The organism is Pseudarthrobacter sp. fls2-241-R2A-168, from assembly GCF_030209335.1.
Taxonomy (GTDB): Bacteria; Actinomycetota; Actinomycetes; order Actinomycetales; family Micrococcaceae; genus Arthrobacter.
Window position 1 is genome coordinate 1 of the sequence record NZ_JARVSG010000004.1, and the last position, 17760, is coordinate 17760.

Below are 17760 nucleotides of genomic sequence, written 5' to 3' on the forward strand. Positions count from 1 at the left end.
GGACCTGCAGGTACTCCACGGCCCGGGAAATTTCCTCCACTCCAGCGGCATAGTTGGCGGCTTCAACATAGCTGGCCCGGGCAAGTGCCGACGGTGCGGCGGCAGCGGCCCGCGCCACGAGCCTGCCGAGCTCCGCCAGGCTCAACGGCTCCCCGGCGCCTAGGGAATCAACCGGCACCCGGCCTGTCACAGAAGCAGCTGGGTCGGACTCATTCACAGCAGGCGTGCACCCTGTTACAGCTACGGCTGATGAGGAGTCGGCCTCTGCGGGCTTGGCTTGTGCGAAATCAGCCTGCTTGGGCCCTGTTAGAGCCACGGCTGATGAGGAGTGAGCGTCGGCATGCTCGCGTGCTGCGGAATCAGCCTGCGTGGGCCCTGCTTCTGATGCGGCTGATGCCGTGCCAGGTGGGGTGGCCTCGGCGGGTACAGGATTAAGGTGCCGGCCGGGACTAAGCAGCGTCCCGCCGTCGTGCGCGGAAGGGCCGGAGCCGGACATAGAGCACGGGGCGGCGGCGGCCGGACCACCGAGATCCAGAGCGACGGATGACATGGCGACCCCGGCCCGTCCGAGCACCACGACGTTACCGCCGTACTGCTCAGGCCGCTCCCCAATGGCTTCCATAAACCCATTCTGGTGCGGGGGTCTGACAATTCCGGAGCCCAAGGCAGCAAACCCGGAAGCGCCCGAAGCCGTCCCAGGCTGAACCGCAGAATCAGCGCCTAAGGAGCTATCAGGAACCAGCGCACGCGCGGCGAAAAAACGGCCGAATTCCGCGAGCTGATCCCCGATGGCTTCCATACGTCAACTCTGCCAAAGGACACCGAGAAAGGTGGCTGAAACAGAAGCTATATGGATAACTGAAGCGAGTCAGTCCTCCGCAACCACCACAACTCCGCCGGCAGGAACCGAACCCTCAAACCGCTCGCCGGACAGCAGCTCGACACCGGAAGCCTGGACCGACGCGGACGAGCGCGAGTGGTTGATGGCGAAGAGGAAACTGCGGCCGTCGTCGGAGCGGCGCCGGGTCAGCTCCACACCAGGATCGGCGGCTGCAACGGGCGCAGCACCGGACTCCTCCAGTAACTGGTCAACAATCGACTCGATCCCTTCCCGGTCCGGGAACGTGGCCAGGTACCAGGCCGCACCGGCACCAACGGATCGCTTGGTCAAGGACGGAACGCCCTCCAGCGGGTACTCCGTAAAGGTCTGAAGGGCTTCCGCACCGGCAAGGTGAACGTGCTCGCTCCAGACAGAGGAAATCGTCCCGTCGCTCAGCTTGAGTTGCGTGCCCGCCAGCAGGGGATGGAATTCCTCCACCCGCACGCCCAACAGGTCCCGGAAGGCACCCGGATAGCCTCCTAGCCGCACATGGTCCTTCTCGTCCGCGATGCCACTGAAGTAGCTCACCAGCACGGTGGCACCGGCGGAGGCTGCAGCGGCAATGTTCGCGGCCGCCTCGTCAGTCACCGAGTACAGCGTGCACACCAGCACGAGGTCGTACCCCTCAAGGGAATCGGACGGGTGCACCATATCCACGGAAACGCCCCGCAGGAACAGCTGCCGGTGGAAGGCCCGCAGGAGGTCAAGATACTTCACGTCGACGCTCGGCTTGGAATCAATTTCACTGGCCCACCACGCCTCGTAATCAAACACGATGGCAACGCGGGACTCCACGCGGGAACCGCGCACCGGAGCCAGCCGCTTCAACGCCGAACCCAGGTCCACCACCTCACGCCACACACGCGTGTCCCGTCCGCCGTGCGGCACCATGGCCGAGTGGAACTTCTCCGAGCCGGCGAAGCTCTGCCGCCACTGGAAAAACATCACAGCATCGGCACCGCGGGCCACGTGGGCCAGCGAGTTGCGCAGCATTTCACCGGGCATCTTGGGCTGGTTGCGCGGCTGCCAGTTGACGGCCGACGTCGAATGTTCCATCAGGATCCACGGGTCACCCCCCGCGATGCCGCGGGTGAGATCAGCGCTGAACGCGAGTTCGATCTGCCGTTCCGGGTCGGCGGCCACCAGGTAGTGGTCGTTGGCGATGACGTCCAGGTCCTTGGCCCAGTCAAAGTAATCCATGGACTTGGTGGCGCTTGAGGCCATCAGGTTGGTGGTGCACGGCACGCCGGGAGTCACCTCACGCAGGACGGCAACGAGTTCCCGGTAGTAGTCCATCAGCGCCCAGGAGTTGAACCGCTGGAAGTCCAGCTGCTGCCCCGGGTTCAGCGTGGACGGCGCGACGGCGGGCGGCAGGATCTCGTCAAACGAGCCGTAGTTTTGGGACCAGAAAGCCGTACCCCAGGATGCGTTCAGGGCATCGATGGTCCCGTACCGGCGCTTCAGCCACGACCGGAAGGCGGCGGCATCTTCCTCGCCGTAGAACTCTGAGACATGGCAGCCCAGTTCATTGTCAACGTGCCAGAGCGCCAGGGCCGGATGGTTCTTGTACCGCTCGGCGAGCTTGCGCGTGATTCCCGTGGCGTACCGGCGGTAGACGGCCGACGACGGCGTGTAGTGCCGCCGCGACCCCGGCCCCAGCACGGTTCCGTCAGCCGTGACCGGCAGGATCTCCGGATGCTTCCGTATAAGCCATGCCGGGGGAGCGGCCGTGGCCGTTGCCAGAGCCACCTTGACGCCGATTCCAGCGAGGTTGTCCATGACCTCGTCGAGCCAGGCGAAGTCGTACGTGCCCTCAGCTGGTTCCAGCAGCGCCCAGGAGAAAATTCCCACGCTGAGGAAGCTCACGCCTGCTTCCTTCATCAGCTCCAGGTCCTCGAGGCGGACGCTGACAGGCCACTGTTCCGGGTTGTAGTCGCCGCCGAAGGCGATGCCTTCGATGTTGTTCCAGACGCTCGCCGGGCTGGAGGTTTCCTGCAAAGTCATGGGACTCCTTTGTCTGCTGGGAAGATGGATGCTGCGTGAAAATCAGATCTTTGGAAAACGCTTGCCCATTTCCGGGAATGCCGATATTGTATCGTTTCAGAAGCCGTGTAAGCCAGCTCACTACTCTCGTTGTAGATTCGGGCAATGGGATTGCACACATCGAGCAAGGAGGCTCCCATGATCAACAGAAGGCATTTCCTTACCACCGTAGCCGTCGGCACCGCATCTGCCGCGGCACTGGCGGCTTGTGGAACTGGCTCCAGCTCCTCAGGAGGGGAAACCGGCTCCGCAGAGAAGCCGGTCACCATCAACTACACCTGGTGGGGCAACGACGACCGCGCCGAGCGCACCCGCAAGGCCATTGCCCTGTTCGAGTCGAAGAACCCGGACATCAAGGTCAACGGCAACTTCACCGACTTCGCCGGCTACTGGCAGAAGCGCGCCACCGAGGCCGCGGGCGGCGGCCTGCCGGACGTGATGCAGTGGGACCTGTCCTACCTGCGGGATTACGGCCAGCGCAACCAGCTCCTGGACCTGGGCACCGTCAAGATCAACACGGATGCCTTTGACAAGTCCCTCCTGCCCTCCGGCCAGATCAAGGGCAAGACCTACGGCATCCCCACCAGCACCAACGCCTTCGCCGTCTACTACGATCCGGCCAAGCTGGCATCCCTTGGCGTCGCAGAGCCGGACGGCTCCTGGACCTACAAGGAATTCAACGACTTCCTCACCGAGGTGGGCACCAAGAGCAACAGCGCCCTCTTCGGCTCCACGGATTACACCGGCGTCTGGTGGATGTTCAACATCTGGCTGCGCCAGAAGGGCATCGAGGCCTTCACCGAGGACGGCAAGCTCGGTTTCACCAAGGACGACATGAAGAAGTGGTGGAACACCACCGCAGGCCTCCGCGGCACCCCTGCCATCGTTTCTGAAGAGCGCGTCACCCAGCTCGCCCCCAAGTCACCGTTCGGCTCCAACGTGACCGCCACCGAAGTCACCTGGGACAACTTCATGGCCGGCTACCTCGCAGACAGCGGCGCGAAGGAACTCAAGCTGGTTCCCGTCCCGTCGGATGACAAGGACAATCTGGGCCTGTTCCTGAAGCCGTCCATGCTGATGGTGGCCAGCGCCAAGACCAAGTACAAGGACGCCGCCGCCCGCTTCATCGACTTCATGGTCAACGATCCCGAGGTTGGCCAGATCTTCAAGACCTCCCGCGGTGTTCCGGCGTCGAAGACCCAGCGTGACGGGACTACCTTTGAAGGCACCGACAAGCTCGTGGTGGACTACGAAAAGTCCATCGAGAAGTACCTCAAGGACGCTCCGGAACCGCCCATCGTCGGCTTCGGCACCCTGGAAGCTTCCTTCAAGCGCGTCTCCTCGGACCTGAACTACGGCAAGCTGACCATCGACGGCGCAGCCGACGCATGGTTCAAGGAAGCCGAAGACCTCATCAAGCAGAACGCCTGATCAGGCAGACAGTCTGACCAAGACGTCCACAACTGACGGAATGAACTCGTGACTCAAAGCCCAACACTGAGCAGGCGTTCGACGTCGTCCGCTCCCGCGCTGCGCAAGTCAAGGCAGCGCGGGGCGGACGCCCGCGCCGGCTACACCTTCCTGCTGCCCTGGCTGCTGGGATTCATCGCCCTCACTGTCGGGCCCATGATTTCCTCGCTCTACCTGTCCTTCACCAACTACAACCTCTTCGATCCGCCCAAGTGGATCGGCCTGGACAACTACACCACCCTCTTCCAGGACGAACGGTTCCTGCAGTCGGTGGGCGTGACTGTGGGCTACGTGGTCTTCGGCACCCCGCTGAAGCTCGCCGCAGCACTGGCGGTGGCGATGCTGCTGAACAGCAAGCGTCGAGGCCAGGGTTTCTACCGCTCGGCCTTTTACGCGCCGTCCCTGATCGGCGCGTCCGTGTCCATCGCCATCGTCTGGAAGGCCATGTTCGGCGACTCCGGCCCGGTGGACCAGGGCTTGTCCTTCTTTGGGATCAACCTGGGCGGCTGGGTGGGCAACCCGGCCATGACCATGCCGATGTTCATCCTCCTGACGGTGTGGCAGTTCGGCGCCCCCATGGTGATCTTCCTGGCCGGCCTGAAGCAGATCCCGAACGATCTCTACGAGGCCGCGTCCATGGACGGTGCCGGGCCGGTACGGAAGTTTTTCAACATCACCTGGCCCATGCTCTCCCCGGTCATCTTCTTCAACCTGCTGATGGAAACCATCCACGCGTTCCAGATCTTCGCCTCCGCCTACATCATCTCCAACGGTGACGGCGGCCCGGCCGGCTCCACCCTCTTCTACACCCTTTACCTGTACCTGCGGGGCTTCAGTGACTTCCGGATGGGCTACGCCTCGGCGATGGCCTGGCTGCTGGTGATCGTGGTGGGCATCATTACCCTCATCTTCTTCCGCACGTCCAAGTCCTGGGTCCACTACAGCGGTGATGCAAAATGACAACCATGGCAACTCCCACCCAGTCCACTGCGGACGCACAGGTGCCGCACTACAACCCCAAGTCCGAATCGGCCGGGGCCAAGCGCGCCAAGAGCACCCTCTTCCACGTGGTGGCTCTCGCACTCACGGCCGTGGTCCTGTACCCGGGCCTGTGGATGATCGCCTCGTCCTTCAAACCGAACGCCGAGATCGGCGGCGGCAACACGTCGCTGTGGTCGAGCAACTTCAGCTTCGACAACTTCGTCACGGCCATGGAGGGCATCGGCGGCGTCTCCACCCTGCAGTTCTTCACCAACTCGCTGATCCTGGCGATCGGAGCCGTGGTGGGAACCATCCTCTCCGCGTCCGTGTCCGCATATGCCTTCGCCAGGATCAAGTTCCCCGGCCGCAGCATCTTCTTCGGGATGATGATCGCCACCCTGCTCCTGCCGTTCCACGTGGTGATCATCCCGCAGTACATCGTGTTCCAGCAGCTCGGCCTCGTTGACACCTACGTCCCGCTGCTGATCGGCAAGTTCCTCGCCGCCGACGCGTTCTTTGTATTCCTGATGGTCCAGTTCATGCGCAACCTGCCCGCCGAACTGGACGAGGCTGCACGGATCGACGGCGCCGGGCACGTCCGGATCTTCACCTCCATCATGCTGCCCCTGATGAAGCCAGCCCTGATCTCCACCTCGATCTTCTCCTTCATCTGGAGCTGGAACGACTTCCTGGGCCCGCTGCTCTACCTGAACACCCCGGAAAAGTACCCGCTGCCGCTGGCCCTGCGCCTCTTCGTGGACCAGACCCAGAGCTCGGACTACGGCGCCATGATTGCCATGTCCGTCCTCGCCCTGCTGCCGGTGCTGATCTTCTTCCTGGTCTTCCAGCGCTACATCGTCGAAGGCGTCTCCACCCAGGGCCTCAAGGGCTGACGGAAGAATCCAACAGAAAATGAGCGTCATGGACAGCACCACCCCCGCACAGAACCACCACGAACCCGTCCCGGTCAACCGCTTCGCGCTGTTCTCCGAGACCCTCCTGGCCGGCGTGCTGGTACTGGTGCTGTCCATCCCGCTCGTGACGATCCCCGCCGCGTATGCGGCGGGGATCACCCATCTCGAACGTCACCTCTCCGGCCGCGACGATTCCGTCCGCAGCCTCTGGGGCACGTTCAAGGCTGCCCTGCCCGGCAGCTGGAAGCTGGGAATTACGACGGCGGCAGCCGCCGTCGTGATTGTCCTTAACCTTTTGCTCGCTTGGGTGGGGCAGCTTCCCGGCCGGGAAGTGGTGTTGCCTGCCACGCTGGTCCTCGCCGCCGCGGGGGCCGTCCTGCTCCTGCGCACCACCGCAGCCTGGTCCGACTTCAATGGTCCCCACCTCTCGGGCGGCGCGGACTCACGCGCCCGGGCCGGCAGCGCAGACGCCCGCAGTTCCGACGCCCAAAGCGCCTGGCGCTCCGCGCTTGAAACCGGCCAGGCCGTGTCCGTGCGGGACTGGAGTGGATCCCTCCTGCTGATTGCGGCGCTCTTCGGGGCAGTGGTGTTCGTCTGGATGCTCGCAGCACTGTTCGTGGTGGTCCCCGGCATTCTGATCCTGGCCTCGGCCGCCGTCAAAATGCGCTCCAGCCGCGCCTGAAGTCTCCAGCACCAGGCATCCCGGTTCTGTCCATCACTATTGAGTTGAGTCCGACGTGTCTTCCGACCGCCAACGATCCCAGCAGTCCCTCCGTCCTTCACAGAACCAGCCCCCGTGGTACCAGCCCCTGACCCAGCGCAATTACCGGATTTTCCTGGTGCTGCTCTTCACCGGCAGCGTGGGGGTGTGGATGCAGCGGCTGGCCCAGGACTGGCTGGTGCTGCAGCTGACCGGCAGTCCCGCGGCAGTGGGTGTGGCTGTTGCCCTGCAATTCCTGCCCATGCTGGTGGTGGGCCCGCTCAGCGGCCTGCTGGTGGACCTCTTTCCCAAGCGCCGCATCATGCTGGCCTGCCAGGCCGTTATCGCCTTGCTCGCCATGGGACTTGCAGCGTGGGCAGCGAGCGGGACCATCACCGTCTGGGCCGTCTATGCCAGCTGCATTGCGCTCGGTATTACGTCAGCCATCAACCAGCCCGCCACCACTGTCTTCGTTAATGAAGTAGTGGGTGACACCGCGCTGCGCCCGGCCATCGGCCTCAACAATGCCATTGGCCAGCTGGGCGCCATGGCCGGGCCGGCATTGGCCGGTGTGGTCATTGCCCAGGCCGGATCAGCCGCAGCATTCGCGGCCAACTCCCTGCTGTGCGTGCTGGTCCTGTGCATGATTGCCGCCATCCGTCCCGCCGAGCTGCACCCCAGCACCCCTGCGGCGCGGGGGAGGGGCCAGCTCCTGGCCGGATTCCGGTACGTCAAGGACCGGCCCTCCCTGCTGCTGATCATCGCGCTGGCGGGCCTGCTGGGGATGTTCGGAATGAACGGGCCCGTGGTGCTGGCAGCCTTTGCGGCACGCGTCTGGCACAACGGCGTTGAAGGGTTCGGCCTTTTCAACACTGTCAGTGCGGTTGGTGCCCTGGCCGGTGCGTTGCTGGCAGCCCGCCTGCGGACGCTGGGCCGGAAGGGGATTGTCCTGGCGGCCGGCCTCTTTGGGCTCGCCCAGTTGGTGGCGGCCCTGATGCCCAACCTCATCCTCTTCACCGGGATGCTGGTGGTGGTGGGCCTGATGACCCTGTTGTTCCTGACCAGTGCGGCCACCGCCGTCCAGCTCGAGACAGGGCCGGAAATCCGGGGCCGGGTGATGGCGCTTTACCTGCCGCTGCTGCTGGGCGGACACGCGATGGGCGGGCTGTTGGCCGGCTGGTTAACCGAGCAGTTGGGGGTGCGCCTGGGGCTGGTGGCCACCGGGGCCGGAGGTATCCTGTCCGCCGTCGTCATCGGTGTCCTGCTGTGGCGGAACTCCCGCAGCCTGCGTCCGTGATTCCTTAGGCCGCACCGCCGGCCTGACCAGCCGCCGGCGGGCGGCGCTTTCAGGAAGCCGTTCAGGAAGCCGTTCAGGATCCCGGCAGGCTGAACACGTGCGGCGCCGAGGCGGCCCAGGGGAGTCCCAGCTCACTGAACGTGGCGTGCTGCGCGCCCGAGCGTTCCAGGGCATCCTCGATGCCGGCGACCACGGCGTGGGCCGAATCTCCCTCGCCCTCCCACTGGACGTACTCTCCGTCAATCGGAGCGGGCAGCGGCGCGGTGCGGATGGCTTCCAGGACGAGCATAAAAGCGCCGCTGTCCAGGAGCGGGCTCAGAAGAGGGGTGCCGTTGCTGCGGTGGGCCAGCAGGTTCTCCGTCAGGTCGTCCCGGCCGAAGACCTCCTCGGTACGGCCCTTGCCTGTCTCAACGGTCAGGCGGTCCTCCGTGTAGTGGAAGACGGCGGTGCCGGCCGAGCCTTGGAGCGTCACGTACGGTTCCACGGATTCCGTGGCACACAGCGTCAGGGCGCACGTGATGGGCAGGCCGGTGCGGGTGCGGATCCTGATCACTGACGTGTCATCGGACTCGATCTGGTTGGAGCGGTACAGCTCGGTTTCGAGTGACGCAATGTCCGCCGTCGTGCGTGCTCCGGCAATCCTCAGTGCGGTTGCCACCGCGTGGGCCAGGGGATTGGTGGCCACGCCGTCCACCACATCCACGCCGTCGATGGTCCGTCTGCCGGCCCACCGGGACCGCTTGTAGTAGGCCCGGTCGCGGACCCAGCGGCCGGTTGCGGAGATGCCCTGCAAGGTTCCGATGGTGCCGTCGGCGAGGAGCTTTTCGACCGCCGCCAGTGCATGCGATCCCAGGCTCTGGAACCCGATCTGGACACTTCGGCCGGACGCTGCGGCAGCGTCGGCTAGCCGGTTGAAATCCGCCAGTGAGGCGACGGGAGGCTTTTCCAGGTAGAGGTCGGCGTCGGTGGCCAGGGCTGCCAGGCCCAGCGGCGCGTGCGTCTGGATGGGGGTGGCAACAATGATCAGGTCCAGGCCGGTGGTCTCCGCCAGCAGTTCCGCAAGGCCAGGGAAGACATGCGCTGTTTCGGGGACCGAGCCTGCGGCAGGGGGATTGGGATCGGCCACAGCAACAAGATCGACGACGCCGGCGGTCTGGAGGCGTCCAAGGTTACGCAGGTGGTGTGTCCCGAAGCCGTGGACACCTACCAGCGCCACCTTGGCTGCAGGTGCACCACCCGGCCCGGGTGAAGATTCGCCTGCGGTCGCTGCCTGGGCTGCAGTGGCGTGAGGTCCGGTTGCAGGAGTATCCCCGCTGGCCTGGGTTCCGGCGTCTGTGGCGGTTGGTGTTCCCATGGTGCTCCATTCGGCCCCGGAGGGCTGTTTTCCCGGCGCGAGGCCCGCGGCGGGCAAGCGCTTTCCAGATTCAAGTGTGAAGCACAGACAGGCTTCCCGTCCAGTATTGTAACGATTCAAAGGCTTGACTGTGGAAACCGAACCGAAATCCGTGCAGCCGCAGTCCAGTTGGTAAATGTTTTGCAGTGTGGGGTGCGCTCAGGCCACGGCTTCGAGCGACAACTCTTCCACCGCCACCTGCAGGGCTTCCATGTCGAACCATTTGGCGGGCATGATCTCGTGGATAAACGCATCAAAATCAAAGGGGTGGCAATGCCCTCCGTGGTTCCAGTAGAGAACCCACAGATCGATCAGGCCAAGATCCTTCCGCTGCAGCAGGGCTCTGGCGGTGTGCCGCAGGTCTTCCATAGCCAATCCTTGCTTCTGCTCCCCGCGGCCTACAAGAGCAGTAGCGGGGTTGACCGAAAGAGATTTGGCTTGGAGGCTATTGGCCGTGGGTCGCGGCCGGGGCCAGGGCCTCAGCCCGTGCCGTGACGCTGGCTATCACCTGCTTCAGCTGTGCAGCGCTGCTCTGGATGCCGGTACCGGCATCAAGCAGGATAAAGCCGGGGTACCAGGGCAGTCCGGCGTACCCCATCCGGAACTTCTCGAGGTCCCCAAGGTTCTCCTGGTCCTCGCCGCGCAAAGTGATCCGTTCATGAGCCTGCTCTGCTGTGATGTCGAAGTAGACCACTGCCTGCGCCTGCGGAAGCAGCCGCAACAGCGTTGAGAGCGCACGGCTGCGGCGGATTCCCCGGGCTTTCCGCAGCGCCAGCTGGCAGTAGAGGTGCCTGTCCATGATGACAACGCCGCCGAACCGGGCCGCCCGCCGATGGTTGAGCAGGACATTGAAGACACGGACGGCGGTTTCCAGGACATCGGAAACGTGGACGGGCAGCGGCACCTTGAAGCGCTGCGCAAGGGCCAGGATGGTTTTCCTGCCAGAGTAGTTGCCCAGTACCAGTACCGGGGTGCCGTGAAGCAGCTTCTCCACCTCCTTGGCAGCCGTGGACTTGCCGGCGCCATCGATTCCCAGCAGGACAATGAGTGCCTGTTCCGGTATGGCGCGCTGTGTCATGCTTCCTTCGTACCGTCCGGACCTGTGGCTTCGGTTCATGAAGCCTGCGGAAAGGCTGTGAGTGCGCTTGGAACGGCGCTGGGGGTCTAAGTTGGTTCCGGGAAGTCAAAGCAGGAGCAGTATTGGGGGAGCCTGCAAACGGAGGGGAGAGCGGGGCATGGAGCCAGTAACGGTCGACGGCGGTAAGGGCACCGTGGAATTGCGTCCCGACGGCGTGATCCACCTTATCTGGGAACCGAAAGTCCGGATAGAACAACAGGACGCCGCGGCGGCTATGGCAGCGGTGAACGACATAGCGGGGGATGCCACCTACCCCATGCTGGTGGACATGGCCACCACCGAATCAGTCACCAGGGCGGCCCGGTCCGTTTTTTCGATCCCATGCGCCGCGCACCGGATCGCCCTCCTGGGCGCCAGCCCTGTGGACCGGATCCTGGCGAACTTCTTCCTGGGTGTCCACGTTCCGCCCTGTCCCACCCGCTTCTTCACGTCCCGGACCGAGTCGATGATGTGGCTGCGGCAGGAGAACGAGTAACCCGCGGGCCCGGGATCAGTTCGCTGACGGCGTCCCGGTGCTCTGCCTGACCACCAGTTCCGGCGTGAAGATGACTGCACGGTGCCGGGGATGCTGGGCTTCGACCTCTTCGGCCAGGAGCTCGATGGCTGTCCGGCCAAGGGCCTCGGTAGGCTGCCGGATGGAGGACAAGGGCACTACCGCGGAAACGGCGAAGTCGATGTCGTCGTAGCCGATCAAGGCAATGTCCTCCGGAATCCTGAGGGTGTGCGTCATGGTCAGTGACTGCATGATCCCCAGCGCCAGAAGATCGTTCGCGCAGAAGATCCCGTCCGGCAGGTCCTCCCGGTCCCGCTCCACCAGGGTGTTGCCCACGCTGCGTCCGGCCAGGACTGTCATGCCCTCGGACACCAGCACTTCCAGGGTGGCGTCCGGCTCTTCCTTCACAGCGCGCCTGGCGCCCTGCAGCCGGTCCGCCACCTGGCGGATGGTGGTTGAGCCGCCCACAAAGGCGAGCCGACGGCGGCCGGTGTCCAGCAGGTGCCGGGCAGCGAGGTACCCGCCGGCGTCGTCGTCAACTGCTACTGAACTGAACTTTTCCTCGTCCGCCAGCCGGTCCACCAGGACTGTTGGCACCCCGCGCTCGCGGAGGAGGTCCAGGCGCTCGGTCACATCGCCGACGGGAGAGATGAGCAGGCCCTGGACGCGCTGCTCCTGGAACAGGTCGATGTAGTTTGCCTCGCGGCCGGCATCGTGGCCGCTGTCACCCAGCAGTACCGCACTGCCCTGGAGGGCGGCCGCATCCTCGGCTGCCCGCACCACTGAGGTGAAGAAGGGGTTGCCAACGTCCAGGACGATCAGGCCGATGGTCCGGCTGTGGCCGGCGCGCAGCTGGCGGGCGGCGTCATTGCGGACGAAGCCCAGCTCGTCGATGGCGCGCAGCACGCGCTCCTTGGTCCGTTCCGAGACCCTGTCCGGGTAGTTCAGCACATTCGAAACCGTGCCCACCGCCACGCTGGCATGGTTGGCTACGTCCTTGATGCTGGCTGTGCGGTTCATGATTCTCCGTGCTGACGGTCCGAGTGCCTGCGACTCCGGCTGTATTGCTGAAAAAGACGGCCCGGGATTGCTTGACACCTGCTCAGGTACAAGAGTACTTTGAATCGTAACAATGAAACGATTCAAAGATGCAAGAGTTCAGGGGAGTTTCCCATGAGGGTGTGTTTCCGGTCGTCGGTCCAGCCGGCGCTGATGGACGAGTACCGCCGGCGGCATACCGCCGTGTGGCCGGAAATGCTCCGCGCCCTGAAGGACGCCGGCTGGAACAACTACTCCCTCTTCCTTGCAGGGGATGGGCTCCTGATCGGCTACCTCGAGTGCGACGACTTCGACGCCGTCCGCGCCAGGATGGCCCTGGCCGACGTGAACGCCCGCTGGCAGGCGGAAATGGCCACCCTCTTCGAGAACACCGGCCAGGCGCCCGATGAGGGGTTCCAGGTGCTCGAAGAAGTCTTCAACCTGGACAGCCAGCTCGCGGCGGCGGAAGCAACCGCCGGCTGAGGCAACCTGCGGCTCCAGCAGCGGGCCCGGAGCATTGCCGCACGGCCAACCATGCTGCACCACACCAAGACTCTCAACAAGACCACCACCAAGACACCGGAAAGAACCACCATCATGAATGACGTAGCAACGGCGCTGGGCAGGCTCGAGGAGCTTGCCATCGAGGTCCCTTCGTGGGCCTATGGAAATTCAGGCACACGGTTCAAGGTGTTCGGCACGCCCGGCACCCCGCGTGCCGTCCAGGAGAAACTGGCGGATGCCGCCAAGGTCCATGAACTGACCGGCCTGGCCCCCACCGTTGCGCTCCACATTCCGTGGGACAAGGTGGATGACTACGCCGCCTTGAAGGAGTACGCGGCCGGCCTGGGCGTGGGCCTGGGAACCATCAACTCCAACACCTTCCAGGATGACGAGTACAAGTTCGGTTCGCTGACGTCCTCCAACGAGGCGGTGCGCCGCCGCGCCATCGACCACCACCTGGACTGCATCGAGATCATGCACGCCACGGGCTCGAAGGACCTGAAGATCTGGCTGGCGGACGGCACCAACTACCCGGGCCAGGACGATATCCGCGGCCGCCAGGACCGCCTGGCCGAATCCCTCCAGGAGATCTATGCGGCCCTGGGTGCTGAGCAGCGCCTGGTGCTGGAGTACAAGTTCTTCGAGCCGGCTTTTTACCACACCGATGTTCCGGACTGGGGCACCTCCTATGCACAGACTTTGGCGCTGGGCGAGAAGGCGTTCGTCTGCCTGGATACCGGCCACCACGCGCCGGGTACCAACATCGAGTTCATCGTGATGCAGCTGCTGCGCCTGGGCAAGCTGGGTTCCTTCGACTTCAACTCGCGCTTCTATGCCGACGACGACCTCATCGTGGGTGCGGCTGATCCGTTCCAGCTCTTCCGCATCATGCACGAGGTGATCCGCGGCGGCGGCTTCGGCAAGGATTCGGGCGTTGCCCTCATGCTGGACCAGTGCCACAACCTGGAGGAGAAGATTCCGGGCCAGATCCGCTCGGTCCTGAACGTCCAGGAAATGACCGCCCGGGCTCTGATGGTGGACACCGCAGCCCTGGCCGAAGCGCAGCGCGCCGGTGATGTCCTGGCTGCCAACGGCATCTTCAACGATGCCTTCTACACCGACGTCCGGCCCGTCCTGGCCGAGTGGCGTGAATCCCGCGGGCTGCCCGCGGACCCGCTGGCTGCGTTCAAGGCCAGCGGGTACCAGAAGAAGATCAACGAGGACCGCGTAGGCGGCCAGCAAGCCGGATGGGGCGCCTAACCAGCTATGAGCACCAATATGACTGTTGAAGACCTGATTTCCCGTTCCAACCGCCTGGGTGCGGACAAGCGGAACACCAACTTTGCCGGCGGCAACACCTCCGCCAAGGGCACCGAGAAGGACCCGGTCACGGGCGAGGACGTCCAGCTGCTCTGGGTGAAGGGCTCCGGCGGGGACCTCGGCACCTTGAGGGCCGAAAACCTTGCGGTGCTGCGCCTGGACCGTTTGAACGCGCTGAAGAACGTCTACCCTGGCGTTGAGCGGGAAGACGAGATGGTGGCCGCCTTCGATTACTGCCTTCACGGCAAGGGCGGTGCCGCACCGTCGATCGACACCGCCATGCACGGCCTGGTGGACGCCGCTCACGTGGACCACCTGCACCCGGACTCCGGCATCGCCATTGCCACCGCTGTGGACGGCGAGGCGCTGACCACCAAGATTTTCGGCAGCAAGGTGGTCTGGGTGCCCTGGCGCCGTCCCGGGTTCCAGCTGGGCCTGGACATCGCAGCGATCAAGGAAGCCAACCCGCAGGCTATCGGCACCATCCTGGGCGGCCACGGCATAACCGCCTGGGGCGCCACCAGCGAAGAAGCAGAGCAGAACTCGCTGTGGATCATCGAGCAGGCCGAGAAGTACATCAAGGACAACGGCAAGGCCGAACCGTTCGGGCCCAAGCTGCCCGGCTACGCAGCCCTGCCGGAGGCAGAGCGGAAAGCCAAGGCCGCAGCGCTGGCACCCGTGATCCGCGGCCTGGCCTCCACGGACAAGCCGCAGCTGGGGCACTTCAGCGATGACGCCGTCGTCCTGGACTTCCTCGAAGCCGCCGAGCACCCGCGCCTGGGCGCGCTGGGCACCTCCTGCCCGGACCACTTCCTGCGCACCAAGGTCAAGCCGCTGATCCTGGACCTGCCCGCCGACGCCTCGGTCGAGGACTCCATTGCCAGGCTGCACGAACTGCACGCCGACTACCGCGAGGACTACCAGGCCTACTACGACCGCCACGCGGACGCTGACTCCCCGGCCCTGCGCGGTGCGGACCCGGCCATCGTGCTGGTGCCCGGCGTGGGCATGTTCTCCTTCGGCGCCAACAAACAGACCGCCCGGGTTGCCGGCGAGTTCTACATCAACGCCATCAACGTGATGCGCGGCGCCGAGGCGATCTCCACCTACGCCCCGATCGAGGAATCCGAGAAGTTCCGGATCGAGTACTGGGCGCTGGAAGAAGCCAAGCTGGCCCGGATGCCCAAGCCCAAGTCCCACGCCACCCGAATCGCCCTGGTGACCGGTGCGGCGTCGGGCATCGGCAAGGCCATTGCCACCCGCCTCGCCGCGGAAGGCGCGTGCGTGGTCATTGCCGACCTGAACCTGGAGAACGCCGAGAAGGTGGCCGAAGAGCTTGGCGGCCCGGACGTTGCCATCGGTGTCCAGGCCGACGTCACGGACGAGGCCCAGGTGTCCGCGGCCATCGACGCCGCTGTCCTGGCGTTCGGCGGCGTGGACCTGGTGGTCAACAACGCCGGCCTGTCCATCTCCAAGCCGCTGCTGGAAACCACCGAAAAGGATTGGGACCTGCAGCACAACGTCATGGCCAAGGGCTCGTTCCTGGTGGCCAAGGCAGCAGCCAAGGTGATGATCGCGCAGGGCCTGGGCGGAGACATCATCTACATCTCCTCCAAGAACTCCGTGTTCGCCGGACCCAACAACATCGCCTACTCCGCCACCAAGGCAGACCAGGCCCACCAGGTGCGCCTGCTCGCCGCCGAACTGGGCGAGCACGGCATCCGCGTCAACGGCATCAACCCCGACGGCGTGGTCCGCGGCTCCGGCATCTTCGCCGGCGGCTGGGGCGCCAAGCGCGCCGCCGTGTACGGCGTGGACGAGGAAAAACTGGGCGAGTACTACGCCCAGCGGACCCTGCTCAAGCGCGAAGTCCTGCCCGAGCACGTGGCCAACGCCGCCGCCGTCCTTACCAGCAACGAACTGTCCCACACCACCGGCCTGCACATCCCCGTGGACGCCGGAGTGGCCGCAGCCTTCCTGCGATGAGCACCGAACGCACCACCGAAACTGCCCCGGCCCAGGCCGGGGCAGTTTCCGCCGCGGCCGCCGCCAAGGCTGTTGCCGGCAGTGTCTTCGCCGCTGTCGACATCGGCGCCTCCTCAGGCCGGGTCATCCTGGGCCGGGTCATCGAAGGCGGCGGCGTCGAAGGCAGCGGCGGCGAAGCCGGCGTGCAGCTCGAGGTGGTCCACCGCTTCCCCAACGGCGTGGTGGAGATCGACGGCGGCCTCCGCTGGGACTTCCATGCCCTCTTTGCTGAGGTGCTCAAGGGGCTTTCAGCGGCGGCGACAGTCGCTGCGGTACAGGGCGAACGTGTGGCCAGCATCGGCATCGACACCTGGGCGGTGGACTACGGCCTGGTCAACAAGGCCGGGGAGCTCACAGCCCAGCCGTTCAGCTACCGTGACGATCGCAGCCGCGCCGCCGTCGAGCCCGTGCACCGGAAACTTGACCCTGCGCGCCTTTACGCCACCACCGGGCTGCAGTTCCTGCAGTTCAACACCATCTACCAGCTGGCCACAGAGGCGGACCTGGACGGCGTGCAGGCGCTCCTGATCCCGGACCTGATCGCGTTCCTCCTCACGGGGCAGCGCCGCACGGAAGCCACCAATGCCTCCACCACCGGACTGTTCGACAACGTAGCGGGGGAGTGGGCCACCGAGTTCCTTACCGCGCTGGGCCTGCGGAAGGACCTGTTCCCGCCGCTTGTCCAGCCGGGCGAAACCGTCGGCACGCTCCTGCCGGACATCGCCGCGCAGGTGGGGCTGCCGCAGGACACGAAGGTGGTGGCGGTCGGCTCGCACGACACCGCCTCAGCCGTCGCCGCCGTCCCCGCGACAGCGGATGACGGAGAGGAGGACTTTGCCTACATTTCCTCCGGCACCTGGTCCCTGGTGGGGCTGGAACTGAAGCATCCGGTGCTCACCGAGGCCAGCCGCGAAGCGAACTTCACCAACGAGCGCGGCGTGGACGGAACCATCCGCTACCTGCGCAACATGGGCGGGCTCTGGCTCCTCAGTGAATGCCAGCGGACCTGGGCAGCCGAAGGGTTCAACCTCGAACTTCCGGCCCTGTTGGATGCGGCGGCTGCGCTGCCGCCGGGAGGCCCGCAGATCAACGCGGACGATCCCTACTTCATCGCCCCGGACAACATGCCGGACCGGATCCGGGCAGCCGTCCGCCGCACCTGTGAAGTCCTGCCCAACGACCCGGCAGCCATCACCCGGTGCATCGTGGACAGCCTCGCGGCCGGTTATGCACGCACCATCCGGGACGCCGAACGGCTCGCCGACAGGTCCGTGGACGTGGTTCACGTGGTGGGCGGCGGTTCCCAGAACCGCCTGCTCTGCCAGCTCACCGCCGACGCTACCGGCAAAAGGGTGATCGCGGGACCCGTGGAAGCGACGGCGCTGGGGAACGTCCTGATTCAGGCGCGAGCGGCAGGGACTGTGGACGGTGGCCTCGGGGAACTCCGTGCCCTGGTGGCGGCCAGCAGCCCGCTGCAGGTTTTTGTCCCTGAACTCTCGCGGCTGTAACTGGTGTTCAGTGCGTGGCCAGCCCTGTCCTTGTCCACCGGACAGCCCTAGGATCT

15 protein-coding genes and 1 pseudogene are annotated in these 17760 nt (G+C 65.2%); 10 read left to right on the forward strand and 6 right to left on the reverse strand.

Annotated elements, in window-relative coordinates:
• Positions 1–622, reverse strand: a pseudogene (locus QRN11_RS01945) (hypothetical protein); the annotation flags it as partial.
• A 246-nt stretch (positions 623–868) separates the two neighbouring features.
• Positions 869–2884 carry a beta-galactosidase gene (locus QRN11_RS01950; RefSeq protein WP_285249653.1) on the reverse strand — a complete coding sequence of 672 codons (2016 nt, stop codon included), beginning with the start codon at positions 2882–2884 and terminating at the stop codon, positions 869–871.
• 177 nt (positions 2885–3061) lie between these two features.
• Between QRN11_RS01950 and QRN11_RS01955 the strand changes: the two genes are divergently transcribed.
• From QRN11_RS01955 to QRN11_RS01975, 5 genes are read left to right on the forward strand one after another with little or no spacing between them, the layout of a single operon-like run.
• A complete protein-coding gene (locus tag QRN11_RS01955; protein WP_285249654.1) occupies positions 3062–4354 on the forward strand; it encodes an ABC transporter substrate-binding protein in 1293 nt (430 codons plus the stop codon).
• Between the two features lie 48 nt (positions 4355–4402).
• Positions 4403–5353 (forward strand): carbohydrate ABC transporter permease, encoded by a 951-nt coding sequence (locus tag QRN11_RS01960; RefSeq protein WP_285249655.1) that lies wholly within the window; start codon positions 4403–4405, stop codon positions 5351–5353.
• Positions 5350–6267, forward strand: coding sequence for a carbohydrate ABC transporter permease (locus QRN11_RS01965; protein ID WP_285249656.1), 918 nt, complete (start codon positions 5350–5352; stop codon positions 6265–6267). Before QRN11_RS01960 ends, QRN11_RS01965 begins: the two co-directional genes overlap by 4 nt.
• A 19-nt stretch (positions 6268–6286) precedes the next feature.
• Positions 6287–6970, forward strand: coding sequence for a Poxvirus protein I5 (locus tag QRN11_RS01970; RefSeq protein WP_285249657.1), 684 nt, complete (start codon positions 6287–6289; stop codon positions 6968–6970).
• A gap of 55 nt (positions 6971–7025) precedes the next feature.
• A complete protein-coding gene (locus QRN11_RS01975) occupies positions 7026–8285 on the forward strand; it encodes an MFS transporter (protein ID WP_285249658.1) in 1260 nt (419 codons plus the stop codon).
• A 73-nt stretch (positions 8286–8358) separates the two neighbouring features.
• Here the strand turns inward: QRN11_RS01975 and QRN11_RS01980 are convergent, their stop codons facing one another.
• The 3 genes from QRN11_RS01980 to QRN11_RS01990 all read right to left on the reverse strand — a co-directional run bounded on the left by QRN11_RS01980 (position 8359) and on the right by QRN11_RS01990 (position 10756).
• Positions 8359–9639 carry a Gfo/Idh/MocA family protein gene (locus tag QRN11_RS01980; protein ID WP_285249659.1) on the reverse strand — a complete coding sequence of 427 codons (1281 nt, stop codon included), beginning with the start codon at positions 9637–9639 and terminating at the stop codon, positions 8359–8361.
• 198 nt (positions 9640–9837) lie between these two features.
• Complete coding sequence (locus QRN11_RS01985; protein WP_091417016.1) at positions 9838–10047, reverse strand: hypothetical protein; 210 nt, start codon at positions 10045–10047, stop codon at positions 9838–9840.
• A 76-nt stretch (positions 10048–10123) separates the two neighbouring features.
• Positions 10124–10756 carry an AAA family ATPase gene (locus QRN11_RS01990; protein ID WP_285249660.1) on the reverse strand — a complete coding sequence of 211 codons (633 nt, stop codon included), beginning with the start codon at positions 10754–10756 and terminating at the stop codon, positions 10124–10126.
• A 157-nt stretch (positions 10757–10913) separates the two neighbouring features.
• Between QRN11_RS01990 and QRN11_RS01995 the strand changes: the two genes are divergently transcribed.
• Complete coding sequence (locus QRN11_RS01995; RefSeq protein WP_091417006.1) at positions 10914–11291, forward strand: DUF7793 family protein; 378 nt, start codon at positions 10914–10916, stop codon at positions 11289–11291.
• A gap of 15 nt (positions 11292–11306) precedes the next feature.
• Here the strand turns inward: QRN11_RS01995 and QRN11_RS02000 are convergent, their stop codons facing one another.
• The gene (locus tag QRN11_RS02000; protein ID WP_285249661.1) at positions 11307–12329 is read right to left on the reverse strand and encodes a LacI family DNA-binding transcriptional regulator; all 1023 of its coding nucleotides are present in this window, start codon (positions 12327–12329) and stop codon (positions 11307–11309) included.
• A gap of 153 nt (positions 12330–12482) precedes the next feature.
• Here QRN11_RS02000 and QRN11_RS02005 point away from each other — a divergent pair, with 153 nt between their 5' ends.
• The 4 genes from QRN11_RS02005 (at position 12483) to QRN11_RS02020 (ending at position 17704) form a co-directional block, all read left to right on the forward strand.
• The gene (locus QRN11_RS02005) at positions 12483–12830 is read left to right on the forward strand and encodes an L-rhamnose mutarotase (RefSeq protein WP_285249662.1); all 348 of its coding nucleotides are present in this window, start codon (positions 12483–12485) and stop codon (positions 12828–12830) included.
• A gap of 114 nt (positions 12831–12944) precedes the next feature.
• Positions 12945–14111, forward strand: coding sequence for an L-rhamnose isomerase (rhaI, locus tag QRN11_RS02010; protein ID WP_285249663.1), 1167 nt, complete (start codon positions 12945–12947; stop codon positions 14109–14111).
• Between the two features lie 6 nt (positions 14112–14117).
• Entirely contained in the window at positions 14118–16157 is a 2040-nt protein-coding gene (locus QRN11_RS02015) for a bifunctional aldolase/short-chain dehydrogenase (protein WP_285249664.1), read from the forward strand.
• Positions 16154–17704: a rhamnulokinase gene (locus QRN11_RS02020; protein WP_285249665.1), complete on the forward strand. Its 1551-nt coding sequence runs from the start codon at positions 16154–16156 to the stop codon at positions 17702–17704. Before QRN11_RS02015 ends, QRN11_RS02020 begins: the two co-directional genes overlap by 4 nt.
• Positions 17705–17760: the final 56 nt, after the last annotated feature.

Bases quoted from the DNA above. Each gene is read 5' to 3' on its own strand.
- QRN11_RS02005 (WP_285249662.1), top strand. From the start codon at position 12,483: ATGAGGGTGTGTTTCCGGTCGTCGGTCCAGCCGGCGCTGATGGACGAG.
- QRN11_RS01990 (WP_285249660.1), bottom strand. From the start codon at position 10,756: ATGACACAGCGCGCCATACCGGAACAGGCACTCATTGTCCTGCTGGGA.
- QRN11_RS01985 (WP_091417016.1), bottom strand. From the start codon at position 10,047: ATGGAAGACCTGCGGCACACCGCCAGAGCCCTGCTGCAGCGGAAGGAT.
- rhaI (WP_285249663.1), top strand. From the start codon at position 12,945: ATGAATGACGTAGCAACGGCGCTGGGCAGGCTCGAGGAGCTTGCCATC.
- QRN11_RS02015 (WP_285249664.1), top strand. From the start codon at position 14,118: ATGAGCACCAATATGACTGTTGAAGACCTGATTTCCCGTTCCAACCGC.
- QRN11_RS02020 (WP_285249665.1), top strand. From the start codon at position 16,154: ATGAGCACCGAACGCACCACCGAAACTGCCCCGGCCCAGGCCGGGGCA.
- QRN11_RS02000 (WP_285249661.1), bottom strand. From the start codon at position 12,329: ATGAACCGCACAGCCAGCATCAAGGACGTAGCCAACCATGCCAGCGTG.
- QRN11_RS01970 (WP_285249657.1), top strand. From the start codon at position 6,287: ATGAGCGTCATGGACAGCACCACCCCCGCACAGAACCACCACGAACCC.
- QRN11_RS01950 (WP_285249653.1), bottom strand. From the start codon at position 2,884: ATGACTTTGCAGGAAACCTCCAGCCCGGCGAGCGTCTGGAACAACATC.
- QRN11_RS01965 (WP_285249656.1), top strand. From the start codon at position 5,350: ATGACAACCATGGCAACTCCCACCCAGTCCACTGCGGACGCACAGGTG.
- QRN11_RS01955 (WP_285249654.1), top strand. From the start codon at position 3,062: ATGATCAACAGAAGGCATTTCCTTACCACCGTAGCCGTCGGCACCGCA.
- QRN11_RS01995 (WP_091417006.1), top strand. From the start codon at position 10,914: ATGGAGCCAGTAACGGTCGACGGCGGTAAGGGCACCGTGGAATTGCGT.
- QRN11_RS01980 (WP_285249659.1), bottom strand. From the start codon at position 9,639: ATGGGAACACCAACCGCCACAGACGCCGGAACCCAGGCCAGCGGGGAT.